This window comes from Amazonocrinis nigriterrae CENA67 (genome assembly GCF_016056305.1).
In the GTDB taxonomy this organism is placed as follows: Bacteria; Cyanobacteriota; Cyanobacteriia; order Cyanobacteriales; family Nostocaceae; genus Amazonocrinis; species Amazonocrinis nigriterrae.
In genome coordinates this window covers 12,683-31,028 of the sequence record NZ_JAECZC010000031.1, presented here as the reverse complement: position 1 = coordinate 31,028, position 18,346 = coordinate 12,683, and the positions used below count along the sequence as shown (strand labels likewise).

Genomic DNA, 18,346 nt, shown 5'->3' with positions numbered 1-18,346 from the left:
GCGGTGCGTTAGGCGCTCATATCATCTTTTTGTGACAAATCAGATTGCAATATGCGCCTAATACCATTTCACGAAATACCTGATACGGATACATGAGTAGGGGCGTACAGCTGTACGCCCCTACAGGTGATTCATGTGTTGCAAATATTTTTGGAAATGGTGTAATACACCCTACATGATTCAGGTTATTTTACGCTCTGCTAGATATTGATACATTTGCCAACGGGCATCAACTTCGGCTTGCGCCTGTTGCAATAATTGCTTAGCAAGCTCAGGTTTGCTCTTGGTGAGCATTTTGAAGCGATTTTCTTGATACATTGATTGTTCTACTGATTGAGTAGGCGATCGCATATCCAATTGCAAGGGATTCTTACCTTGTTTTTGCAACTCTGGATTATGCCGATACAGCAACCAACGCCCTGATTCTACCAAAGCTTTCTGGTGATTCATGCCTGTGGTCATATTAATCCCGTGGGCTATGCAATGACTGTAAGCAATAATTACTGATGGCCCATCATAAGCCTCAGCTTCTAAAAATGCTTTCAAGGTCTGCTCATCTCTTGCACCAAGGGCTACACTGGCTACGTAAACATTACCGTAGGTCATAGCAATCAAACCTAAATCTTTTTTCGCCGCAGGTTTACCACTGGCGGCAAATTTTGCCACTGCTGCCCGTGGAGTCGCTTTAGAAGCTTGACCGCCCGTATTAGAATACACTTCGGTATCCATGATTAAGATGTTGACATTGCGACCACTGGCTAGCACATGGTCAATACCACCAAAGTCAATATCATACGCCCAACCATCACCACCAATAATCCAGACGCTTTTCTTTACCAAGTAATCAGCTAGCGATTTTAGATTTTGGATTTTGGTGAGGTAGCCCCCGTCTTGGCGGTTTCCGTCGATGGGGGACTGCCGAACCCGAAGGGATTTTAGATTAGGGTTGAGTTGTGTAGTTGAGATTTCATATAGCTTCTGTTGTAACTGTGCTATCCTTTCCCGCTGTTCCCAAATATCAGCTTCAGATTTTTGTTCAGCATTGAGAATTGAATTGACTAAATCATGAGAAACTTCCCCATTCCCTAATTCTTTCAACAATTCCGCAGCAAATTCCGCTTGCTTATCCAGTGATAACCTAAAACCAAAACCGAATTCGGCGTTATCTTCAAATAAACTATTCGACCAAGCAGGGCCGCGTCCTTGGGCGTTTGTCGTCCAGGGAGTTGTGGGGAGGTTTCCGCCATAAATTGAGGAACAACCTGTAGCATTGGCAATGACAGCGCGATCGCCAAACAATTGTGTTAATAATTTTAAGTATGGTGTCTCCCCACAACCCGCACAAGCACCAGAGAATTCAAACAAAGGTTCTTGCAGTTGTTGTTGGCGAATTTGGTTTAATTTCAACTGCCGTCGGTCAGGATGCGGCAAACTCAAGAAGAAATCCCAGTTTTTGCGCTCTTGTTCTCGCAAAGGCAATTGCTGCACCATATTAATTGCTTTCTGCAACGGTTCGGCTTTATTTTTTGCAGGGCAAATATTTACACAAATGGCGCATCCTGTGCAGTCTTCTGGGGCAACTTGAATGGTAAATTTTTGATTGGCAAAGTCTCTGTCTTTGGCATCAGTTGATTTGAAAGTCGGCGGTGCATTGACTAATTCACTGGCTTGGTAAGCCTTCGCGCGGATGGCGCTGTGAGGACAAATCATTACGCACTTACCACATTGTACGCAGACATCAGGCTCCCATGCAGGTATCTCTTGGGCGACGTTGCGTTTTTCCCACTTCGCTGTACCTGTGGGAAAAGTACCGTCAGCAGGTAATGCACTCACAGGTAAGTCATCACCTTGCCACACCATGATTTGTCCGAGAACTGTTTGGACAAATTCGGGCGCACCGTCTAGGGATTTGGGATTTGGGATTTGAGATTTGAGATTTGGGATTTGGGGTATGTCTACTTTATGCAAGTTGTCTAAGGTGTTGTCTACAGCTTGTAAATTCATGCGGACAACTTCTGCACCTTTTTTGCCGTAAGTCTTTTCGATGGCTTGCTTGATTTTAGCGATCGCTTCTTCCTGCGGCAAGACACCAGCTAAGGCAAAAAAGCATACTTGCATAATGGTATTAATGCGTCCACCCATACCACTATCGCGGGCGACTTGGTTAGCATTAATTACGTATACTTTCAGATGCTTTTCAATAATTTGCTGCTGCACTGGCAAGGGCAGATTTTCCCACACAGTATCCGCATCATAGGGACTATTAAGTAATAAAGTCGCCCCAGGAATAGCAGCTTTCAAAATATCAATCCGTTCCAAGAAACCCCAGTGATGGCAACCAATAAAATTAGCTTTGTCGATGAGGTAAGTAGAACGAATTGGTTGCGGCCCGAAGCGCAAGTGAGAAACGGTCATCGAGCCAGATTTTTTAGAGTCGTAGACAAAGTAACCTTGAGCGTAGTTATCAGTTTCTTCACCAATAATTTTGATTGAGTTTTTGTTAGCCCCAACAGTACCATCAGAACCTAAGCCATAAAACATTGCCCGAACAACGTTATCAGGTTCGGTGGAGAAATTCGGGTCAAAACTTAAAGATGTATGACTAACGTCATCATTAATGCCGATAGTAAAGTGATTTTTCGGTTGCGCTTGGGCAAGATGATCAAAAATCCCCTTCACCATCGCCGGCGTAAATTCTTTAGAAGAAAGCCCATAGCGACCACCGATGATTTTGGGAGTGGGGAGAAAGTTAGGAGTTAGGAGTGAGGAGTTAGGAGTTAGGAGTAGGGAATTAGTTATTTCTCCCCCTGCTTCCCCTGCTCCCCCTGCTCTGTTCTCCCCTGCACCCCTGCTCCCCTGCACCCCATCTCCCCACGCTTCATGAATAGCCGCTACCACATCCAAATACAACGGTTCCCCGGCGCTACCTGGTTCTTTGGTGCGGTCAAGAACTGCGATCGCTTGTACAGTCTTTGGTAATACTGCTACAAACCGTTGTACATCAAAGGGGCGGTAGAGTCGGACTTTCACAACTCCGACTTTTTCACCGTGGGCGTTGAGGTAATCTACTGTTTCATGGACGGTTTCACAGCCGGAACCCATGATCACAATGACGCGATTGGCATCCCTGGCGCCGTGGTATTCATAGATTTGGTAATGCCTTCCCGTAAGTTCGCCAAAGTCATCCATGATGCGCTGGACAATTTCGGGACAAGCGTTGTAGTAAGGGTTTGCGCCTTCACGGGCTTGAAAGTAGACATCGGGGTTTTGGGCTGTACCGCGTAATACGGGGCGGTCTGGGGTGAGGGCGCGGTTGCGGTGGGCGAGGATGAGGTGGTCGGGAATGAGCGATCGCAATTCTTCCTCTGACAAAAGCTTGACTTTTTGCACTTCATGTGAAGTGCGGAAGCCATCGAAGAAATGCATAAATGAGACGCGTGCTTCGAGGGTGGCTGCATGGGCGATAAGTGCCAAGTCTTGACTTTCCTGCACCGAAGCGGAACACAGCAGGGCGAAGCCAGTAGCACGGGCTGCCATTACATCGCTATGATCACCGAAAATTGATAAAGCGTGAGTAGCAAGGGAACGTGCAGCAACGTGAACCACAGCGCTAGTCAGTTCCCCAGCAATTTTGTAGAGGTTGGGTATCATCAACAATAGTCCCTGAGATGCCGTGAAAGTGCTACTCAAAGAACCTGTTTGTAAAGCCCCATGCACAGCACCCGCAGCACCCCCTTCACTCTGCATCTGCACGACGCTGGGAACTGTACCCCAGAGGTTAGGACGATTTTCTGCTGACCAAGCATCAGCCCATTCACCCATTGCTGAAGAGGGGGTGATGGGATAGATAGCAATGACCTCATTCAATTTGTAAGCTACACGGGCGACAGCTTCATTCCCGTCAATGGTTGCAAAAGTTTTGTTCATGATTATTTTGCCTGTCTCACTTTCAAAGAAACTAAATGAAGAGAACCCGTGAAGAGAAGAATTAGAAATAGCCAGAGCCAAAAGCCGAAATATTATAACTTATACTTAGAGTTTCAAATGGAATATTGATAAGTATTGACTACTAATTTTAATTTCAACAAATACTGCATATATTAGTATCTCACCCTGAAAATTTATCTATTAATAGGTATTAATAATGTACTCAAAAGGTGAAGCGATGAACTGATAATGTTTTCAGGTACATTATTACTTTTTTGTGGGGTAGAGGTTCGGGAATAGTTGAATTTATTGTCACCAAATAAGTTATCAAAAGTTGAAGATGCACTTAGACTAAACGAGATTGTGGCTGCCAATCAAGCAAATACAAGCTTATATTCGTCTGAATTTTGCCAACCTTGGGCATATTCTTTGATATTTGGGAATTATAAAGATAAATAGGTTGGATTAAGGATGATGGCAAAATTTAAAAGTCAATTGGTCAAAGAGTTGTTTTGCCGCTCACTGACTCGTGACATACTCCTCAGTATGGGGCTGAGAATTTTAGCTGTCGTGATTGTCTCAGCGGGCCTCAGCTACTTTCATTTGATGTCAACATTAGAAACTCAAACCCGCGAACAACTGCAAAAGTATGTTGTGGAACGAGGTAAGCGAGAAGAAAGCCTGTTTAAGCTAGCAGAAGATAATCATAAAACACTCAAACAAGCATTATTAAAAAGACTGGAAAAGTTGGACAATCTTGACCCACGCGATCAATTTAACCAGTTATTCTACTTATGGTCTGATGGTACAAGGCGTAACTTTCAACAGAACCAGCCTGTCAAACAGTTCGATACTGAGCAGTATCCCTCAGTCTTCATAGGAAAACAAGCCCCGAACACTGCGGACATTCGTCGCCGGATGCTGGCCTTTTATGAATTGACGAAAAGTTATGGCCCAGCCTGGAGGAATCGTTTTGTTGATACCTATATTATGGGGCCGGAAAACTATGTGGCCAATTACTGGCCAAATGTGCCTTGGGGAATAGAGGCAAAAGCAGATATATTCATGCCTAATGAGGAGTATTTCTACGTTTCTGACAAGAAACACAATCCTCTCAGAGAAACTATGTGGACAGGTCTTTATTTTGATACTGTGCCAAAACTTTGGATGGTTTCTGTCGAGACACCAGTGGATGATCGCCAAGGCAATCACATTGCCACCATTGGGCATGATATTATTCTCAATGAGTTGATGGAACGCACTGTCAATGACCATCTACATGGAACGTATAACGTCATTTTTCGCAGCGATGGGCGTTTGATTGTTCATCCCGATTACATGGCTCAGATTCAAAGAAAACTGGGACAGTTTAACATCTTGGAGTCAGGTGACGCACATTTGCAGCGTATTTTTCATGCGGTCAAGACCCTGCAATCTGAGACAGTGGTGATTGATAATTCTAATGACGATGAATATCTGACTGTAACCAAACTGAATGGCCCAGATTGGTATTTTGTGACCGTCTACCCCAAATCGCTGTTATCAGAAATTGCAGCTAATAACGCCCGTTTTGTTTTATATATAGGATTAATTGCCCTGTTACTGGAAATCCTGCTGTTGTTTTCTGTCTTGTATAAGCAAGTGGCAATTCCCTTAAATAAACTACTAATTGCAACTGATCGGGTTTCTCAAGGGAATTTTAATATTGATCTCAATACCAAATTACCTAATGAATTGGGTCTGTTAGCAACTTCTTTTATTAACATGGCCAGTCAATTGTATGAATCTTTTATGCTTTTAGAAAAAAGCAATGAAGAGCTGGAAGTTCGAGTTCAACATCGGACTGCCGAATTATCTCAAGTGCTTCAGGATTTGCAACAAACTCAGTCCCAATTAATCCAGACTGAAAAAATGTCGAGTTTGGGCCATCTTGTTGCAGGTGTTGCTCACGAAATCAACAATCCAGTTAACTTTATTCACGGCAATCTCACTCATGTTGACAGCTATACTCAGGATTTACTGCTATTAATCGACCTTTACCAACAACAATATCCCAATTCCACAGCAACAATTCAGACAGCAATAGAAACCATCGACCTAGAATTTCTCAAGCATGACTTTCCCAAATTGCTCAGTTCTATGAAAGTAGGAACAGGACGCATTCAGGGAATCGTGCAATCTCTACGCAACTTCTCGCGTCTGGATGAAGCTGAGTTTAAAGCAGTAGATGTGCATGAGGGTATTGAAAGTACGTTGCTGATCTTACAAAATCGCCTCAAGGCACAACAAGACTTTGCTGAAATCGCAGTAATTAAAGATTATGGTCAGTTACCTCCAGTTGAGTGTTACCCAGGTCAACTGAATCAGGTTTTCATGAATCTTTTAACAAATGCGATCGATGCGTTAAAAACCTCAGCCTTCAACCAACAACCTCCAACCAATCCCACAATTTGTATCGTTACACAAGTCTTGGCAGAGAAAGCCATCTCAATTCACATCAGTGATAACGGCTCAGGGATGGATGAAACAGTGCAAGCGAAGTTATTTGACCCCTTCTTTACCACCAAGCCAGTCGGGAAAGGTACAGGCTTAGGCTTATCCATTAGTTATCAAATTGTAGTAAGCAATCACGGCGGCAAATTGTACTTTCATTCTGCACTAGGACAGGGAACTGAATTTGTCATAGAAATTCCAATTTATCAGCCAGACCGTAATCATCTGTGAGAGGATATATGAGGCGATCGCTTCTCTTTACCAACAGCAACAAAACCCCTACGATACCTTAAGCTATAAATATTCTCAATTTGACTTCACTTTTACTGTCAGTTGTAACCCTAGTGCATCTAGTAATGTACTCAGGTAAAAAAATTCAATTTTTCCTTTTTCTAATAACATCTGGTCGAGTTTTTCGTAGCATTGCTGAATTTGATCAGAAAACTTATCAATTCCACCTTGCGCTTCAATAATATTTCTCAACGCTTTGCTTAACATAATAGGGTCGCCTTCTTCTAAAACAACTTCAATATATGATGCTGCTTCTAAAGGGTTTTTTAAATCTTCAATCAGTGCTTCGTGATAACTTGTACTTTTAGGCATCGTCTCTATTTTTATAGTCTTGCCAATATTCTTGAGCTTTCCTGATATCTTGTTCTTGAGTACTTTTATCCCCACCACATAAAAGCAGAATAACCTTGTTTATTATTTCTTAACTCATAATTGCCCCTCCTGCCTCAAAAATCTGTTGTACTGTCAAATTCAACTCTGGGAATAATAAAGACTGGATACGGTCATTACCTCTAAATTTATTAATTTGATATTCACCTTCTTCTAAAGTGCAAACCAAAATTGTAGGTTGTTTGGGCTTGCCAATAAACTCTCTACCACCTAAAGCAGCATAATCTACAATCCAGTATTCAGGAATCCCCATTTCCTCATAGTCAGCGTATTTTTTATGATAATCATCACGCCAATTAGTACTAACAACTTCGACCACTAAAGGAATAGATGCTGGTTGAGTAACAGTAGATTCTTTTTTCCACAAAGGTTCGTTAACTAAATTAGGAAGATTTAGGATCAGCACATCTGGCGAGTAAGCTGATTCGTTTTCAGGTGGTTTAACTAATACTGTTTTTGGTATACCGTAAGGCAAGCTGAGCTGACTATATTCTAAAGTAATTTTTGTGGCTAAAAATAGAATAATTCCTTCATGATCACCTGTTGGCTGGGGCATTTCAACTACTACTCCATCATGTAATTCGTAACGCTTTCCTGTATTATCTGGATATTTAGCAACGAATTCTTCAAATGTAACTACTTTGCGTAAGACTTGAGTCATCACTTAATTCCTCAGAAAATAAACAAATCCTATTTTTTAGCAGCCATTCTCTGACTAACCAATTCAGCTGCTAACTGTATCGCTGCTTTCATACTCGTAGCATCAGCAATTCCCTTACCTGCAATATCAAATGCTGTTCCGTGGTCGGGTGAAGTCCGAACAAAAGGCAGACCAATAGAAGTATTAACGGCTCTATCAAAGGCCATCAATTTAACAGGAATTAAGCCTTGGTCGTGGTAAAGTGCTAAATAGGCATCGGCTGGATTTTGAATTTGAGAATTACTATACCAAGCTTGACCAGGTTTAACCCACATCGTATCCGGCGGAATTGGCCCCTCTAGCTGCAAATTAGGGCGCTTTTGCCGTTCTTGTTCTAACCAGGGAATTAACCAATCTTGTTCTTCTGTTCCTAGTTGTCCTTGTTCGCCACTGTGGGGATTTAAACCTGCGATCGCAATTCTCCCCTTTTCTATGCCAAAATCTTTTTCTAAACACTCCACCAGCAAATCTAGTTTCTTGGTCAACAACTGCGGTGTGAGTGTATCTGCTACTTGACTTATGGGAATATGTGTGGTGGCAAGTAAAGCGCGGAGTGTCCAATTAGTATAAGGCGATCGCGCCACGAATAACATACCAAAGCGGTCAACACCTGATTTTTGGGCTAAAAGTTCTGTTTGCCCTGGATAATTGTAGCCTGCGGCTTTCCAGGCAGATTTAGCAATGGGGCCTGTGACAATACCATCAAATTTACCAGCCAGAGTTTGAGCGATCGCATATTCCATATAGGCAAAACTAGCCGCACCACTGGCTGCATTCCCGATGCCCATAATAATCTGACTATCGTTTTGGCTATTTAATGGCACATCAATGACCGCCAACTCACCAGGATTTGCCAAAACAGGTAAATTAGCATTTAAATTCAGTTTGTCATAAGTCTGTACCAGCAAATCCCGATTACCTACCACTGTCAGGTCATAGTTTTGCATAACATCTGGGTCTGCTAAAGCTTTCAAAATCACTTCTGGCCCAATTCCTGAAGGATCTCCGAGAGTCAGCGCCAACCTTGGCTTAATTTGATTTTGTGAATTTACTAAGTTATATTGATTTATTTGATACATACAAACTACTAAAATTTTAAATTCAAAAGCAAAGCGATAACTAACCACTGACCACTGACCAGTGACTCCTTCACGATCAAACTGGTTTAGAATTGTTTACACAGGTCTAATAAGACAGTAGCTGTAGAAAAGTTCTGGTAAGTCTAGTTTACCTGAGTTGACTGGAGCTACTTTGTGGACACAAAACTCAAACACCTGGCTTGTAGAACCAGCAAAAACTCAGACTTGAGCAATCAAGTCTAGTCTAGTGAAACAGTCCAGGGAGCAAGAAATCTAAAGGGCAACCTTTAGAATGGTGTTAAATCAACGATTCACAAAGGAGAACACGTTAATGGGCGGCGAAATTTTAAATGCAGCTTTGTTGTCTTTCAGTTTAATCTTCGTAGGTTGGGCTTTAGGAACTTTATTACTGAAAATTCAAGGTGCAGAGGAATAATCCCTCTAGCAACTTGGTTTCAATAGATGAGAGGCTTGACTCTCGCTGGAAAAATAGCGTTTCCGAAAAACGGACAACGCTTTTTCCGCTAGTAAACTAAAACACATATATATTGCATACTTACTCTTTGGAGTCATTGACCGCTAACTGATGGCAGTCATCTGTGATCAGTCATCGGGGGGATTATAGATGCAACTTTTTTGTGGAACAGCTGATCTGTGTATTAATTTCAGTTTCTTAAAAAAGATGTAAACTTTTGTTAACAGGTATAATTCTGTTAATGTTCTTTTCATAAAACTTAAAAATTTATAACGGCCCTCATGACATTATTAATCGTCGGTGCTACTGGCACCTTAGGAAGACAAGTGGCTCGTCGTGCTATCGATGAGGGGTATAAGGTACGCTGTCTAGTTCGGAGTGCCAAAAAAGCTGCTTTTCTCAAAGAATGGGGTGCAGAGTTAGTGCGGGGGGATATATGTGACCCCCAAAGCCTCACAGGAGCGCTGGAAGGTGTGACCGCAGTCATTGATGCAGCAACATCTCGTCCTACAGATTCACTGACTATTAAACAGGTAGACTGGGATGGTCAAGTTGCTTTAATTCAAGCGGCGAAGGCTGCGGGTGTAGAGCGTTTTATCTTCTTTTCTATACTTGATGCCGAAAAGTACCCACAAGTACCGCTGATGGAAATCAAGCGATGTACCGAACTTTTTCTAGCAGAGTCCGGCCTCAATTACACCATCTTACGGTTGGCTGGTTTTATGCAAGGGTTAATCGGTCAATATGGAATACCCATTTTAGAAGGACAACCTGTTTGGGTGACTGGTAATTCTTCGCCCATCGCCTACATGGACACTCAAGACATTGCTAAGTTTGCTATCCGTGCTTTGAGCGTACCAGAAACCGAGAAACAAGCTTTCCCCGTTGTTGGTACCCGTGCTTGGAGTGCAGAGGAAATCATTAGCCTGTGCGAACGTTTATCTGGCAAAGAAGCCAGAGTAACGCGGATGCCAATTAACCTACTGCGTACCGTGCGCCGTATCATCAGGTTCTTTCAGTGGGGATGGAACGTAGCAGACAGACTAGAGTTTACAGAAGTCTTGGCAAGTGGAAAACCCTTAAATGCCCCAATGGATGAGGTATACAAAGTCTTTGGGTTAGACCAACAACAAACAACCACTCTAGAAAGCTATCTGCAAGAGTACTTCAGTCGAATTATGAAAAAGCTCAAAGAGCTAGATTACGAGAAAAATAAATCCAAAAAGGAAAAATCTAAAAAGACTCCCTTTAAAAAAGTTAATAGTCAATAGTCAGTGGTTAGTGGTCAGTGGTCAATAGTCAGTGGTTAGTGGAAAATCACAACAAACAACTGACAACTGACCCTTACGGGTGACGCTCCTGCGTCGCTAACGCTGCGAAGATCGCCAGTTACTCATGGGGGACTCGGGCCCCCCACGACCAAAGGGAGTGGGGATTGGGGGAGAACCCCCAAGACCGTACTGGCTCACAACTGACAACTGACAACTAACAACTAACAATTAACAAGATTGACCAAAATATGTAAGGATTACATAAGGCAAAGCATCGTCTACCCTTGGATATTTGAGTGTGCCGAAAGCAGGCATTATCTACAATGACGTTAAACCGATAGCCGTTCGCGTCGCTATCGAGTTAAAAGACAAGCTAACCGCTGCCGGTTGGAATGTATCTATTACATCGAGTGTCGGTGGCATACTGGGCTACTCTACCCCGGAAAGTTCTGTATGCCACACTCCAGTTGACGGTCTAACGCCCCCTGGCTTTGATTCGGAAATGGAGTTTGCAATAGTACTAGGGGGTGATGGCACTGTTTTAGCAGCGTCCCGTCAGGTTGCTCCTTGCGGCATTCCACTGTTAGCAGTGAATACCGGACACATGGGATTTTTGACAGAAGCCTACCTAGGTCAATTGCCCGAAGCAATAGAACAGGTGATGGCAGGTACGTATGAAATTGAAGAACGAGCCATGCTCACAGTTAAAGTACTGCGGGAAGAGTCGGTACTGTGGGAAGCCCTTTGCTTGAATGAAATGGTTTTACATCGAGAGCCATTAACCTCCATGTGCCATTTTGAAATTGCAGTGGGGCGTCATGCACCTGTGGATATTGCGGCAGATGGTGTAATTGTTTCTACACCAACTGGTTCGACTGCTTATTCTTTAAGTGCTGGTGGGCCAGTAGTAACTCCTGGTGTACCTGTGTTGCAGTTAGTACCGATTTGTCCCCATTCTCTAGCTTCTAGGGCGTTAGTGTTTCCAGATACGGAACCCGTGAACATTTATCCAGTTAATATCCCTCGGTTAGTGATGGTGGTAGATGGCAATGGAGGATGCTACGTCTTACCAGAGGATCGTGTATATTTAGAGCGATCGCAATACAGTGTCAGGTTTATTCGTCTACAACCGCCAGAATTTTTCCGCATTTTGCGCGAAAAATTAGGTTGGGGTTTACCACATATAGCCAAACCGACTTCGGTAGAATTACCTTAATTGGGAATTGGGAATTGGGAATTGGGAATTGGGAATTGGGAATTGGGAATTTAGTTACTTCTCCCCATCTCCCTCATCCCCCTCATCCCCCTCATCTCCCTCATTCCCCTCATCTCCCTCATCTCCCCTATCACCTCTTCCCAAGAGAATGATTTCCTTCCAGAATTGCTGGTATAGAAATGGAATTTGGAATTAGTTATTAAAATTGCACTGAAGAATTCGATGGATGATACCTGAATCTGCTAAACAATCTTAAATAGCACGTCAACTCAGGATTTATCCATTGTTTAAAAAGGGCAATTATACTTCTGGCTAATGTACAGACTTTCTGTGAAACGTTTGTATAATCCAAAATCCAACATCCTAAATTCTTATGACAGTTGCTCACAGTCCGTGTGTTTTAGTCATTGAAACCGATGATAGTCTGGCAAGTCAACTTTCCTTTGATTTGCAAGAAGCTGGCTATGAAGCGATTTTGGCTCACGATGCGGCAAGTGGTTTGCAATACTGCCGCGATCGCCAACCTGCTTTAATTGTTTTAGACAGAATGCTGGCAGGTGAATCTGGACTCTCGTTATGCAAAAATCTTAGAAGCGCTGGTACGCGATCGCCTGTATTAATATTAATGGCACGCGATACAGTTGATGACCGTGTAGCTTGTCTAGAAGCTGGAGCTGATGACTACATACTCAAGCCTTACCGCGCAGAAGACTTTTTAAAGTTGATTCGCCTTTATTTAAAACCTGATATTGATACAACAGAGCAATTACGCTTTGGAGAGTTGGTTCTAGACATAGCAACCCGTCGTGCCATACACAACGGACGGGCCATAGACTTAACAATGAAGGAATTTGAACTATTAAAGTTTTTAATGGAACATCCCCGTGAAGTTCTAACTCGCGAACAAATCCTAGAAAACGTTTGGGGTTACGACTTTATGGGTGAATCGAATGTGATTGAAGTGTATATTCGCTATTTACGCCTAAAAATCGAAGATGAAGGACAAAAGCGCCTCATTCAAACAGTTCGAGGTGTAGGATACGTGTTAAGAGAATCTTAATAAGTCGCTGGACGAAAATAAATACACTCATTAAAAACGGAAATTGGGAATTGGAATGGGGCATGGGGAACTCGGGGCCCCCACGACCGCAGGGAGTAGCCACTGCGTCGAAGATCGCTGCGCTAACACCAAGGCACTGGCTTCTCTGTGGTAGCCTGCGGCAAGCCACTTCGTGTCTACGTTATTCCGTGACCTATGCGTAACCTGTAATTGTTAATTAGGATACACAGCACAATGCTTGAAATCAGTGGTTTCTAAACAAACTTGCTGCAAAGTGCCTAATTTTGTCTCGCTTATGCCCCATTCCCAATGACGCCATTTGCTCCACTTGGGGAGCCACCCCCGTGGGCGGGTCTCCCGACAGCCAAAGGGAGTGGCGTGAGACCCCAAGACTGCAATGGCTCCCCAATTCCCAATTCCCAATTCCCAATTCCCAAAAAAACAACTAAAAACTGTGGGCTTTCTGGCTCAAATTCTGTAAAATCGAAATTTAAATTACAAAATCGGAAATTATATGATGCGTTGGCTAAGTTTAGTACCCATGCTGTTAGGTATTCTCCTCATCGGCTGTTCTATGCAGACAAACGCTAAATCTCCTACACCAAACTCAAGTATTTTAGTGCAAGCACCAACATCTGCTGGTCAAACATTACCGATTTCTGCAAAGGCAATTGTGCCCAATGGTACAACGATTCAATTAGAAGTGGCACAGACACAGGAACAACAGGAAAAAGGTTTGATGTATCGACCAGCTTTACCAGATAATCGGGGGATGCTGTTTAAGTTTCCTTCTGCACAGCCAGTCAGGTTTTGGATGAAAAATGTACCTGTTGCTCTGGATATGGTCTTTTTACAAGATGGGGTGGTAAAGTATGTTGAAGCTTCTGCGCCTCCCTGTGCTAATGAGCCTTGTCCTACTTATGGGCCTAATGTACCTATCGACACGGTGATTGAACTGCGTGCCGGACGAGCTGCCGAATTAAAATTGCAAAAAGACGATCGCGTCAAAATTGAATTTTGAGTGACTGGAGCTTCTGCAAAGATCAACATTCTAGTGTTTTCTCCTGTAATATCCGAGAAAATATCAATTCATGATTTTTCTGTAAAAAAAGTATCAAGTATATGTAAAAAGGTAAATTCTGAGGCTACTATTTAATATCATGTCAAAAATAGGAAACGCTGCTGTTTCCGAGGTAAAATCACAGTTCAAAACTTTAGTTGCAAAAATCTTCCTTTTGACGTACGTATAAATAGTCGCTCATAAGGGAGTATAGGCTATGGAATCTTTATTACTGGATGTGTAATTTAATAAAACATTCCAGTTAAAAGATAAAACCAATTTAACCAGTCTGACTTGCAGCTTGAGAACTGAGCAGACAAATAGGCTAAAGCTGGTATTTACTAGTTTTTTCTGCCAAAAACACTCTTTTTGACGATTTTCAGGCAATATTGCCGGGACATTGCTCCGGTAGTCGGATAGTAACAAATGAAATATTAGCTGCGGGTTACTGAGAAATGGTTAATCCATATATGACAATACACAATAGGCAAGGGGGTGAGTTACAAATGTCACCATCAACTTATTCTCGACTAATTCACTTTTTACAGGAAGATTTGTCAATTTCCGCAGCATCACTTGCGGTTGCACTGCGACACCGCGAACAAGATCCTGGCCCTTTACCAATGATCCTTTGGCAGTACGGGTTGATTACGTTAGAACAATTGGAACAAATTTACGATTGGCTGGAGACGGCGTAGCTATGAGTAGCTTATACAGGAGAATCAAGGTATGTCACATCCGTTCTGCCTTATATCAAGGCTGGTAGATAAGGAAATTGACTTTTACCATTTCTACTCATTTAATTACCAAGTAAAAGAGCAAGTTTTTTAAAAAACTCGCTCTTTTGATTTTGTTATTAGTCATTAGTCATTAGTCAATGGTCATAAGAATTAGTACTATATTAATATCAAATAATCACAGTAAATTTACCCAAATAGTACAGGTGGGCATTAGAAAATTATTATTTGACAAAAGATTGATAGCTATAGACAAAAAGCTTTTTTGATTTGTGAGTTTAAACTTTTATAGCTGTAGTTACATAGGTTAGGACAGGGTTGATTACTCAAAACTTTGTAGAAGCAAAGCGGCTTACCGTAGGGTAGCAACTGGGTTTTTACTCAGCAACGCCAGGTGCTACAACGGAGGGAACCTCCGCAACGCACTGGCTCCTCAGCACTTTGCTATAAATTCAGTTTTATGTCAATCAGGGGTGACAACTTGATCGCTATTATGATGGTTGATTGACCAACGGTGGTCTACAGTTACAGAGGAAAACTGGCAAATTTCTTCTAGTTGTTTTTGTTGCACTGCTGCTTTACGCAGGGTGATAATTAACTGATTTACTTGACGCCGCAAATCAGGATTTTGACTGACTGCTGACATAGTTTGTCTTTCTAAGAGTTGGAGTATAAGTTCGTAGTGGATAGGTGATGGAAGAGGAATTTGCTCCATGTAATTAATTTGATTTTTCAAATTTAATTTCCTTTTAGTAAAAATTTTGTCTCCTGCTAATGAATTGTGACACAGGAAACAAAAATTTAGTTAGAGGTCTGATGTAGCCACAGATGAAGATTTAGAGAAGAGATTGGCGATCGCTAATTCTGGATTCGGTTGTTTTATTAAAGACTCTCCAATCAACACTGCGGATGCACCTGCTGTTTTTACTACACTCAAATCATTTGAGTTATGTAATCCTGATTCGCTGACCACCAAGATATTACGTTCTTGTAGTTGCTTACCTCTTACTTCTAACAACTGGCAAGTAGTTTGCAAGTCAACAGTGAAATCTTCTAAATTACGATTATTAATTCCTACTAAAGATACACCATCTAAAGCTAGTACACGGTCAAGTTCTTCTAGATTGTGGACTTCAATTAAAGCTGCCATTTTCAGGGCATTGGCAATTTTGATAAAGTATTGCAAATCCTGATCACTGAGGATAGCTGCAATCAACAAAACTGCATCTGCACCTTGGAGGCGTGCTAAGTACATTTGATAAGGATATATAACAAAATCCTTACAAAGTAAAGGTAAATCTACGGCAGCGCGAACCTTGGCTAAATTGTCAAAGCTACCTTGAAAGAACTTAACATCGGTTAGCACAGAAAGACAACTAGCACCTCCTTGTTCATAGGATAAGGCGATCGCTACTGGGTCAAAATCCTCTCGGAAAACACCTTTGCTAGGGGAAGCTTTTTTAACTTCAGCAATCAAGGCTGGATTTGTCTTACCTTGGCGTAGGGCGGCGACGAAATCACGGGTAGGCGGTGCAGTTAGTACTTGCTTCTGCAATTCCAGTAAGGGAACTTTTTCGCGCATTTGGTCAACTTCGACTTCTTTGTGCCAAACAATTTCCTCCAAAATATTGTTTGGGGTTGCATCTGGCAAAGCAACCTGATAGCGCAACATGGATACATTAATAGCTGGGCTTGGTGAACGGCGACGGATTTGCATAATTTAGGGAATTGGGAATTGGGCATTGGGCATTGGGCATTGGGCATTGGGAATGGGGCATGGGGCATGGGGAATGAGGAGTTAGTTATTGTCCCCCTCATCCCCCTCATCTCCCCTACTCCCCACTCCCTACTCCCTACTCCCTAAACGGTAACAGCCCGTTTATAGGCTTCATCCAGCACTTCTGAAAGTGTGGGGTGGGCGTGAACTAAATGGGCGAGAGTGTTAACAGATTGACGGTTAGCGATCGCGGCTGAGGCTTCGTGAATTAGGTCTGAGGCGTGTAATCCGAAAATGTGGACGCCTAAAACTTCACCTGTGTCTTTGCGATACACTACTTTTGCTATACCGTCGGCTTCGTTTTCTGCCAAAGCTTTAGAATTACCTTTGAAGTAACTTCTACTTGTGGCGATTTCAAAGCCTTCTGCTTGACCTAATTCTTTGGCGGCTGTTTCTGTTAAGCCGACATAACTAACTTCTGGGTGGGTAAATGCAGCTGCGGGGATGCTGCGATAGTCTACCACACGCGATCGCCCGACTATATTTTCCACGGCGACGATGCCTTGGGCGGAAGCGGCGTGTGCTAGCATCATTTTGCCTGTTGCATCGCCAATTGCCCACAAATGCGGCACTACTTCACCAGCACTCAACACTGCCATGCGGTCATCGACGGGAATAAAATTTCGTCGGTCTAGTTCTACACCCACAGAGTCTAAACCGAGGTTTTGCGTGGCTGGAATGCGTCCTGTGGCAACTAAACAAGCATCCACCTCGATCACTTCTAAATCTTCTTTGGTTTTAAAGTCTGCTAACTCAATGACCACCGGTGAACCGGGAATCACTTTTTTAGCGTATATCCCTACTTTGGTTTCAATGTCGCGGGGAGTAATCAACACCCGTTCAGCGAGTTTGGCTATATCGCGGTCAAATCCTGGCATTAATTGATCTAGGGCTTCAATCATGGTAATTTCACAGCCCAAAGCTGAGTAAACATCGGAAAATTCCAAGCCGATGTAACCACTACCAATAATCGCTACCCATTCCGGTAGAGATGCCAATTTCACGCCTTGGTCGCTGGTAAAAACGGTTTTGCCGTCTACTTCAATGCCTGGAGGTACAAACGGTACTGAACCAGGGGAAAGGATTATATCTTTGGCTTGGATGGTTTTTTCACCACCATCACCAGTCACAGTCACTTTTTGTGTGCCGGCTATTTTTCCCCAACCCCGGATAATATCGACACCCAGACGTTTAAGGCTGTTGGTTAAGTCACCTTGAATTTTCGATACTAAATTATTGGCATGATTGGCGATCGCTTCCCGGTCAAATTCCACATTGCCTATTTGAATTCCCAGCGATTTTAGATGGTGGGCATTGCGTAATTCCCGCACACGTCCAGCTGCTGCTAATAGCGCCTTTGATGGAATGCAGCCTCGGTTGACACAGGTTCCTCCCATGTCTGCTGCTTCAATAATCGCTGTTTTCAAACCGCAGCTGACGGCGTGTAGGGCTGCGCCATGTCCGCCTACACCAGCGCCTATAATCACTAAATCGTAATCAAATCCATCACTCACGTTAGTTTCCCCGTGTGCTTCGCCTATTTATTCTCAACTCGTCAAGCAATCAACGCAACCCCCTAATGTTTGAGAGTTGCTAAATCAATTTATGATTTACGCTAGCAGCTGAAGAGATTTATGTTTTGGGTATTATTATAGTAAAAAATATATACTTATTTTCTTTGATACTTTAGATAAAACTTGCTGGGAATATATCTGCTTTCAGGAAGAGTGCAAATTATCCTGATTTTTGAGCAAATAATGTTATTTTCTGGGCGTGATTACCTGCTTAGATTCAGCAATTAATATAAGATCAATCTAAGTATTGAGTGATTGAAAGTACCAATACTAGCAGATAAGAAGTTTTTTATTAC

14 protein-coding genes and 1 pseudogene are annotated in these 18,346 nt (G+C 42.6%); 7 read left to right on the top strand and 8 right to left on the bottom strand.

All coding sequences use genetic code 11. The annotated features are described in order from the left end of the window. Positions 1 to 180 precede the first annotated feature (180 nt). Positions 181 to 3,927: a pyruvate:ferredoxin (flavodoxin) oxidoreductase gene (gene nifJ, locus I8748_RS17260; RefSeq protein ID WP_198125802.1), complete on the bottom strand. Its 3,747-nt coding sequence runs from the start codon at positions 3,925 to 3,927 to the stop codon at positions 181 to 183. A gap of 606 nt (positions 3,928 to 4,533) precedes the next feature. Between nifJ and I8748_RS35155 the strand changes: the two genes are divergently transcribed. After that, positions 4,534 to 6,651 (top strand): ATP-binding protein, encoded by a 2,118-nt coding sequence (locus I8748_RS35155; protein ID WP_225896453.1) that lies wholly within the window; start codon positions 4,534 to 4,536, stop codon positions 6,649 to 6,651. A gap of 75 nt (positions 6,652 to 6,726) precedes the next feature. Here I8748_RS35155 and I8748_RS17250 read toward each other — a convergent pair whose 3' ends face one another. From I8748_RS17250 to pdxA, 4 genes and pseudogenes are all read right to left on the bottom strand, one after another. After that, on the bottom strand, positions 6,727 to 7,023 hold the full coding sequence (locus tag I8748_RS17250; protein WP_198125801.1) for a helix-turn-helix domain-containing transcriptional regulator: 297 nt from the start codon (positions 7,021 to 7,023) through the stop codon (positions 6,727 to 6,729). After that, positions 7,016 to 7,117, bottom strand: a pseudogene (locus I8748_RS35150) (type II toxin-antitoxin system RelE/ParE family toxin); the annotation flags it as partial. The gene I8748_RS17250 and the pseudogene I8748_RS35150, both read right to left, overlap by 8 nt. Positions 7,118 to 7,132: 15 nt before the next feature. Beyond that, positions 7,133 to 7,762 (bottom strand): Uma2 family endonuclease, encoded by a 630-nt coding sequence (locus tag I8748_RS17245; protein ID WP_198125800.1) that lies wholly within the window; start codon positions 7,760 to 7,762, stop codon positions 7,133 to 7,135. Positions 7,763 to 7,791: 29 nt separating this feature from the next. Beyond that, positions 7,792 to 8,880 carry a 4-hydroxythreonine-4-phosphate dehydrogenase PdxA gene (gene pdxA / locus I8748_RS17240; RefSeq protein WP_198125799.1) on the bottom strand — a complete coding sequence of 363 codons (1,089 nt, stop codon included), beginning with the start codon at positions 8,878 to 8,880 and terminating at the stop codon, positions 7,792 to 7,794. A 331-nt stretch (positions 8,881 to 9,211) separates the two neighbouring features. Between pdxA and petM the strand changes: the two genes are divergently transcribed. The 6 genes from petM to I8748_RS17210 all read left to right on the top strand — a co-directional run bounded on the left by petM (position 9,212) and on the right by I8748_RS17210 (position 14,660). Next, entirely contained in the window at positions 9,212 to 9,316 is a 105-nt protein-coding gene (gene petM, locus I8748_RS17235; protein WP_198125798.1) for a cytochrome b6-f complex subunit PetM, read from the top strand. Positions 9,317 to 9,636: 320 nt separating this feature from the next. Further along, positions 9,637 to 10,626 carry an SDR family oxidoreductase gene (locus I8748_RS17230; protein WP_198125797.1) on the top strand — a complete coding sequence of 330 codons (990 nt, stop codon included), beginning with the start codon at positions 9,637 to 9,639 and terminating at the stop codon, positions 10,624 to 10,626. A gap of 298 nt (positions 10,627 to 10,924) precedes the next feature. Beyond that, entirely contained in the window at positions 10,925 to 11,842 is a 918-nt protein-coding gene (locus I8748_RS17225) for an NAD(+) kinase (RefSeq protein WP_198125796.1), read from the top strand. Between the two features lie 373 nt (positions 11,843 to 12,215). Further along, a complete protein-coding gene (nblR, locus tag I8748_RS17220) occupies positions 12,216 to 12,902 on the top strand; it encodes a response regulator transcription factor NblR (RefSeq protein WP_198125795.1) in 687 nt (228 codons plus the stop codon). Positions 12,903 to 13,416: 514 nt separating this feature from the next. Next, positions 13,417 to 13,923 carry a DUF192 domain-containing protein gene (locus tag I8748_RS17215; protein WP_198125794.1) on the top strand — a complete coding sequence of 169 codons (507 nt, stop codon included), beginning with the start codon at positions 13,417 to 13,419 and terminating at the stop codon, positions 13,921 to 13,923. 509 nt (positions 13,924 to 14,432) lie between these two features. Then, positions 14,433 to 14,660 carry a DUF2949 domain-containing protein gene (locus tag I8748_RS17210; protein ID WP_198125793.1) on the top strand — a complete coding sequence of 76 codons (228 nt, stop codon included), beginning with the start codon at positions 14,433 to 14,435 and terminating at the stop codon, positions 14,658 to 14,660. Positions 14,661 to 15,162: 502 nt separating this feature from the next. Here the strand turns inward: I8748_RS17210 and I8748_RS17205 are convergent. The 3 genes from I8748_RS17205 to lpdA all read right to left on the bottom strand — a co-directional run bounded on the left by I8748_RS17205 (position 15,163) and on the right by lpdA (position 17,990). Then, on the bottom strand, positions 15,163 to 15,414 hold the full coding sequence (locus I8748_RS17205) for a DUF5340 domain-containing protein (protein ID WP_198125821.1): 252 nt from the start codon (positions 15,412 to 15,414) through the stop codon (positions 15,163 to 15,165). A gap of 90 nt (positions 15,415 to 15,504) precedes the next feature. Next, positions 15,505 to 16,416: an indole-3-glycerol phosphate synthase TrpC gene (gene trpC, locus I8748_RS17200; protein WP_198125792.1), complete on the bottom strand. Its 912-nt coding sequence runs from the start codon at positions 16,414 to 16,416 to the stop codon at positions 15,505 to 15,507. Positions 16,417 to 16,559: 143 nt separating this feature from the next. Further along, positions 16,560 to 17,990 (bottom strand): dihydrolipoyl dehydrogenase, encoded by a 1,431-nt coding sequence (gene lpdA, locus I8748_RS17195; protein ID WP_198125791.1) that lies wholly within the window; start codon positions 17,988 to 17,990, stop codon positions 16,560 to 16,562. Between the last annotated feature and the right edge of the window lie 356 nt (positions 17,991 to 18,346).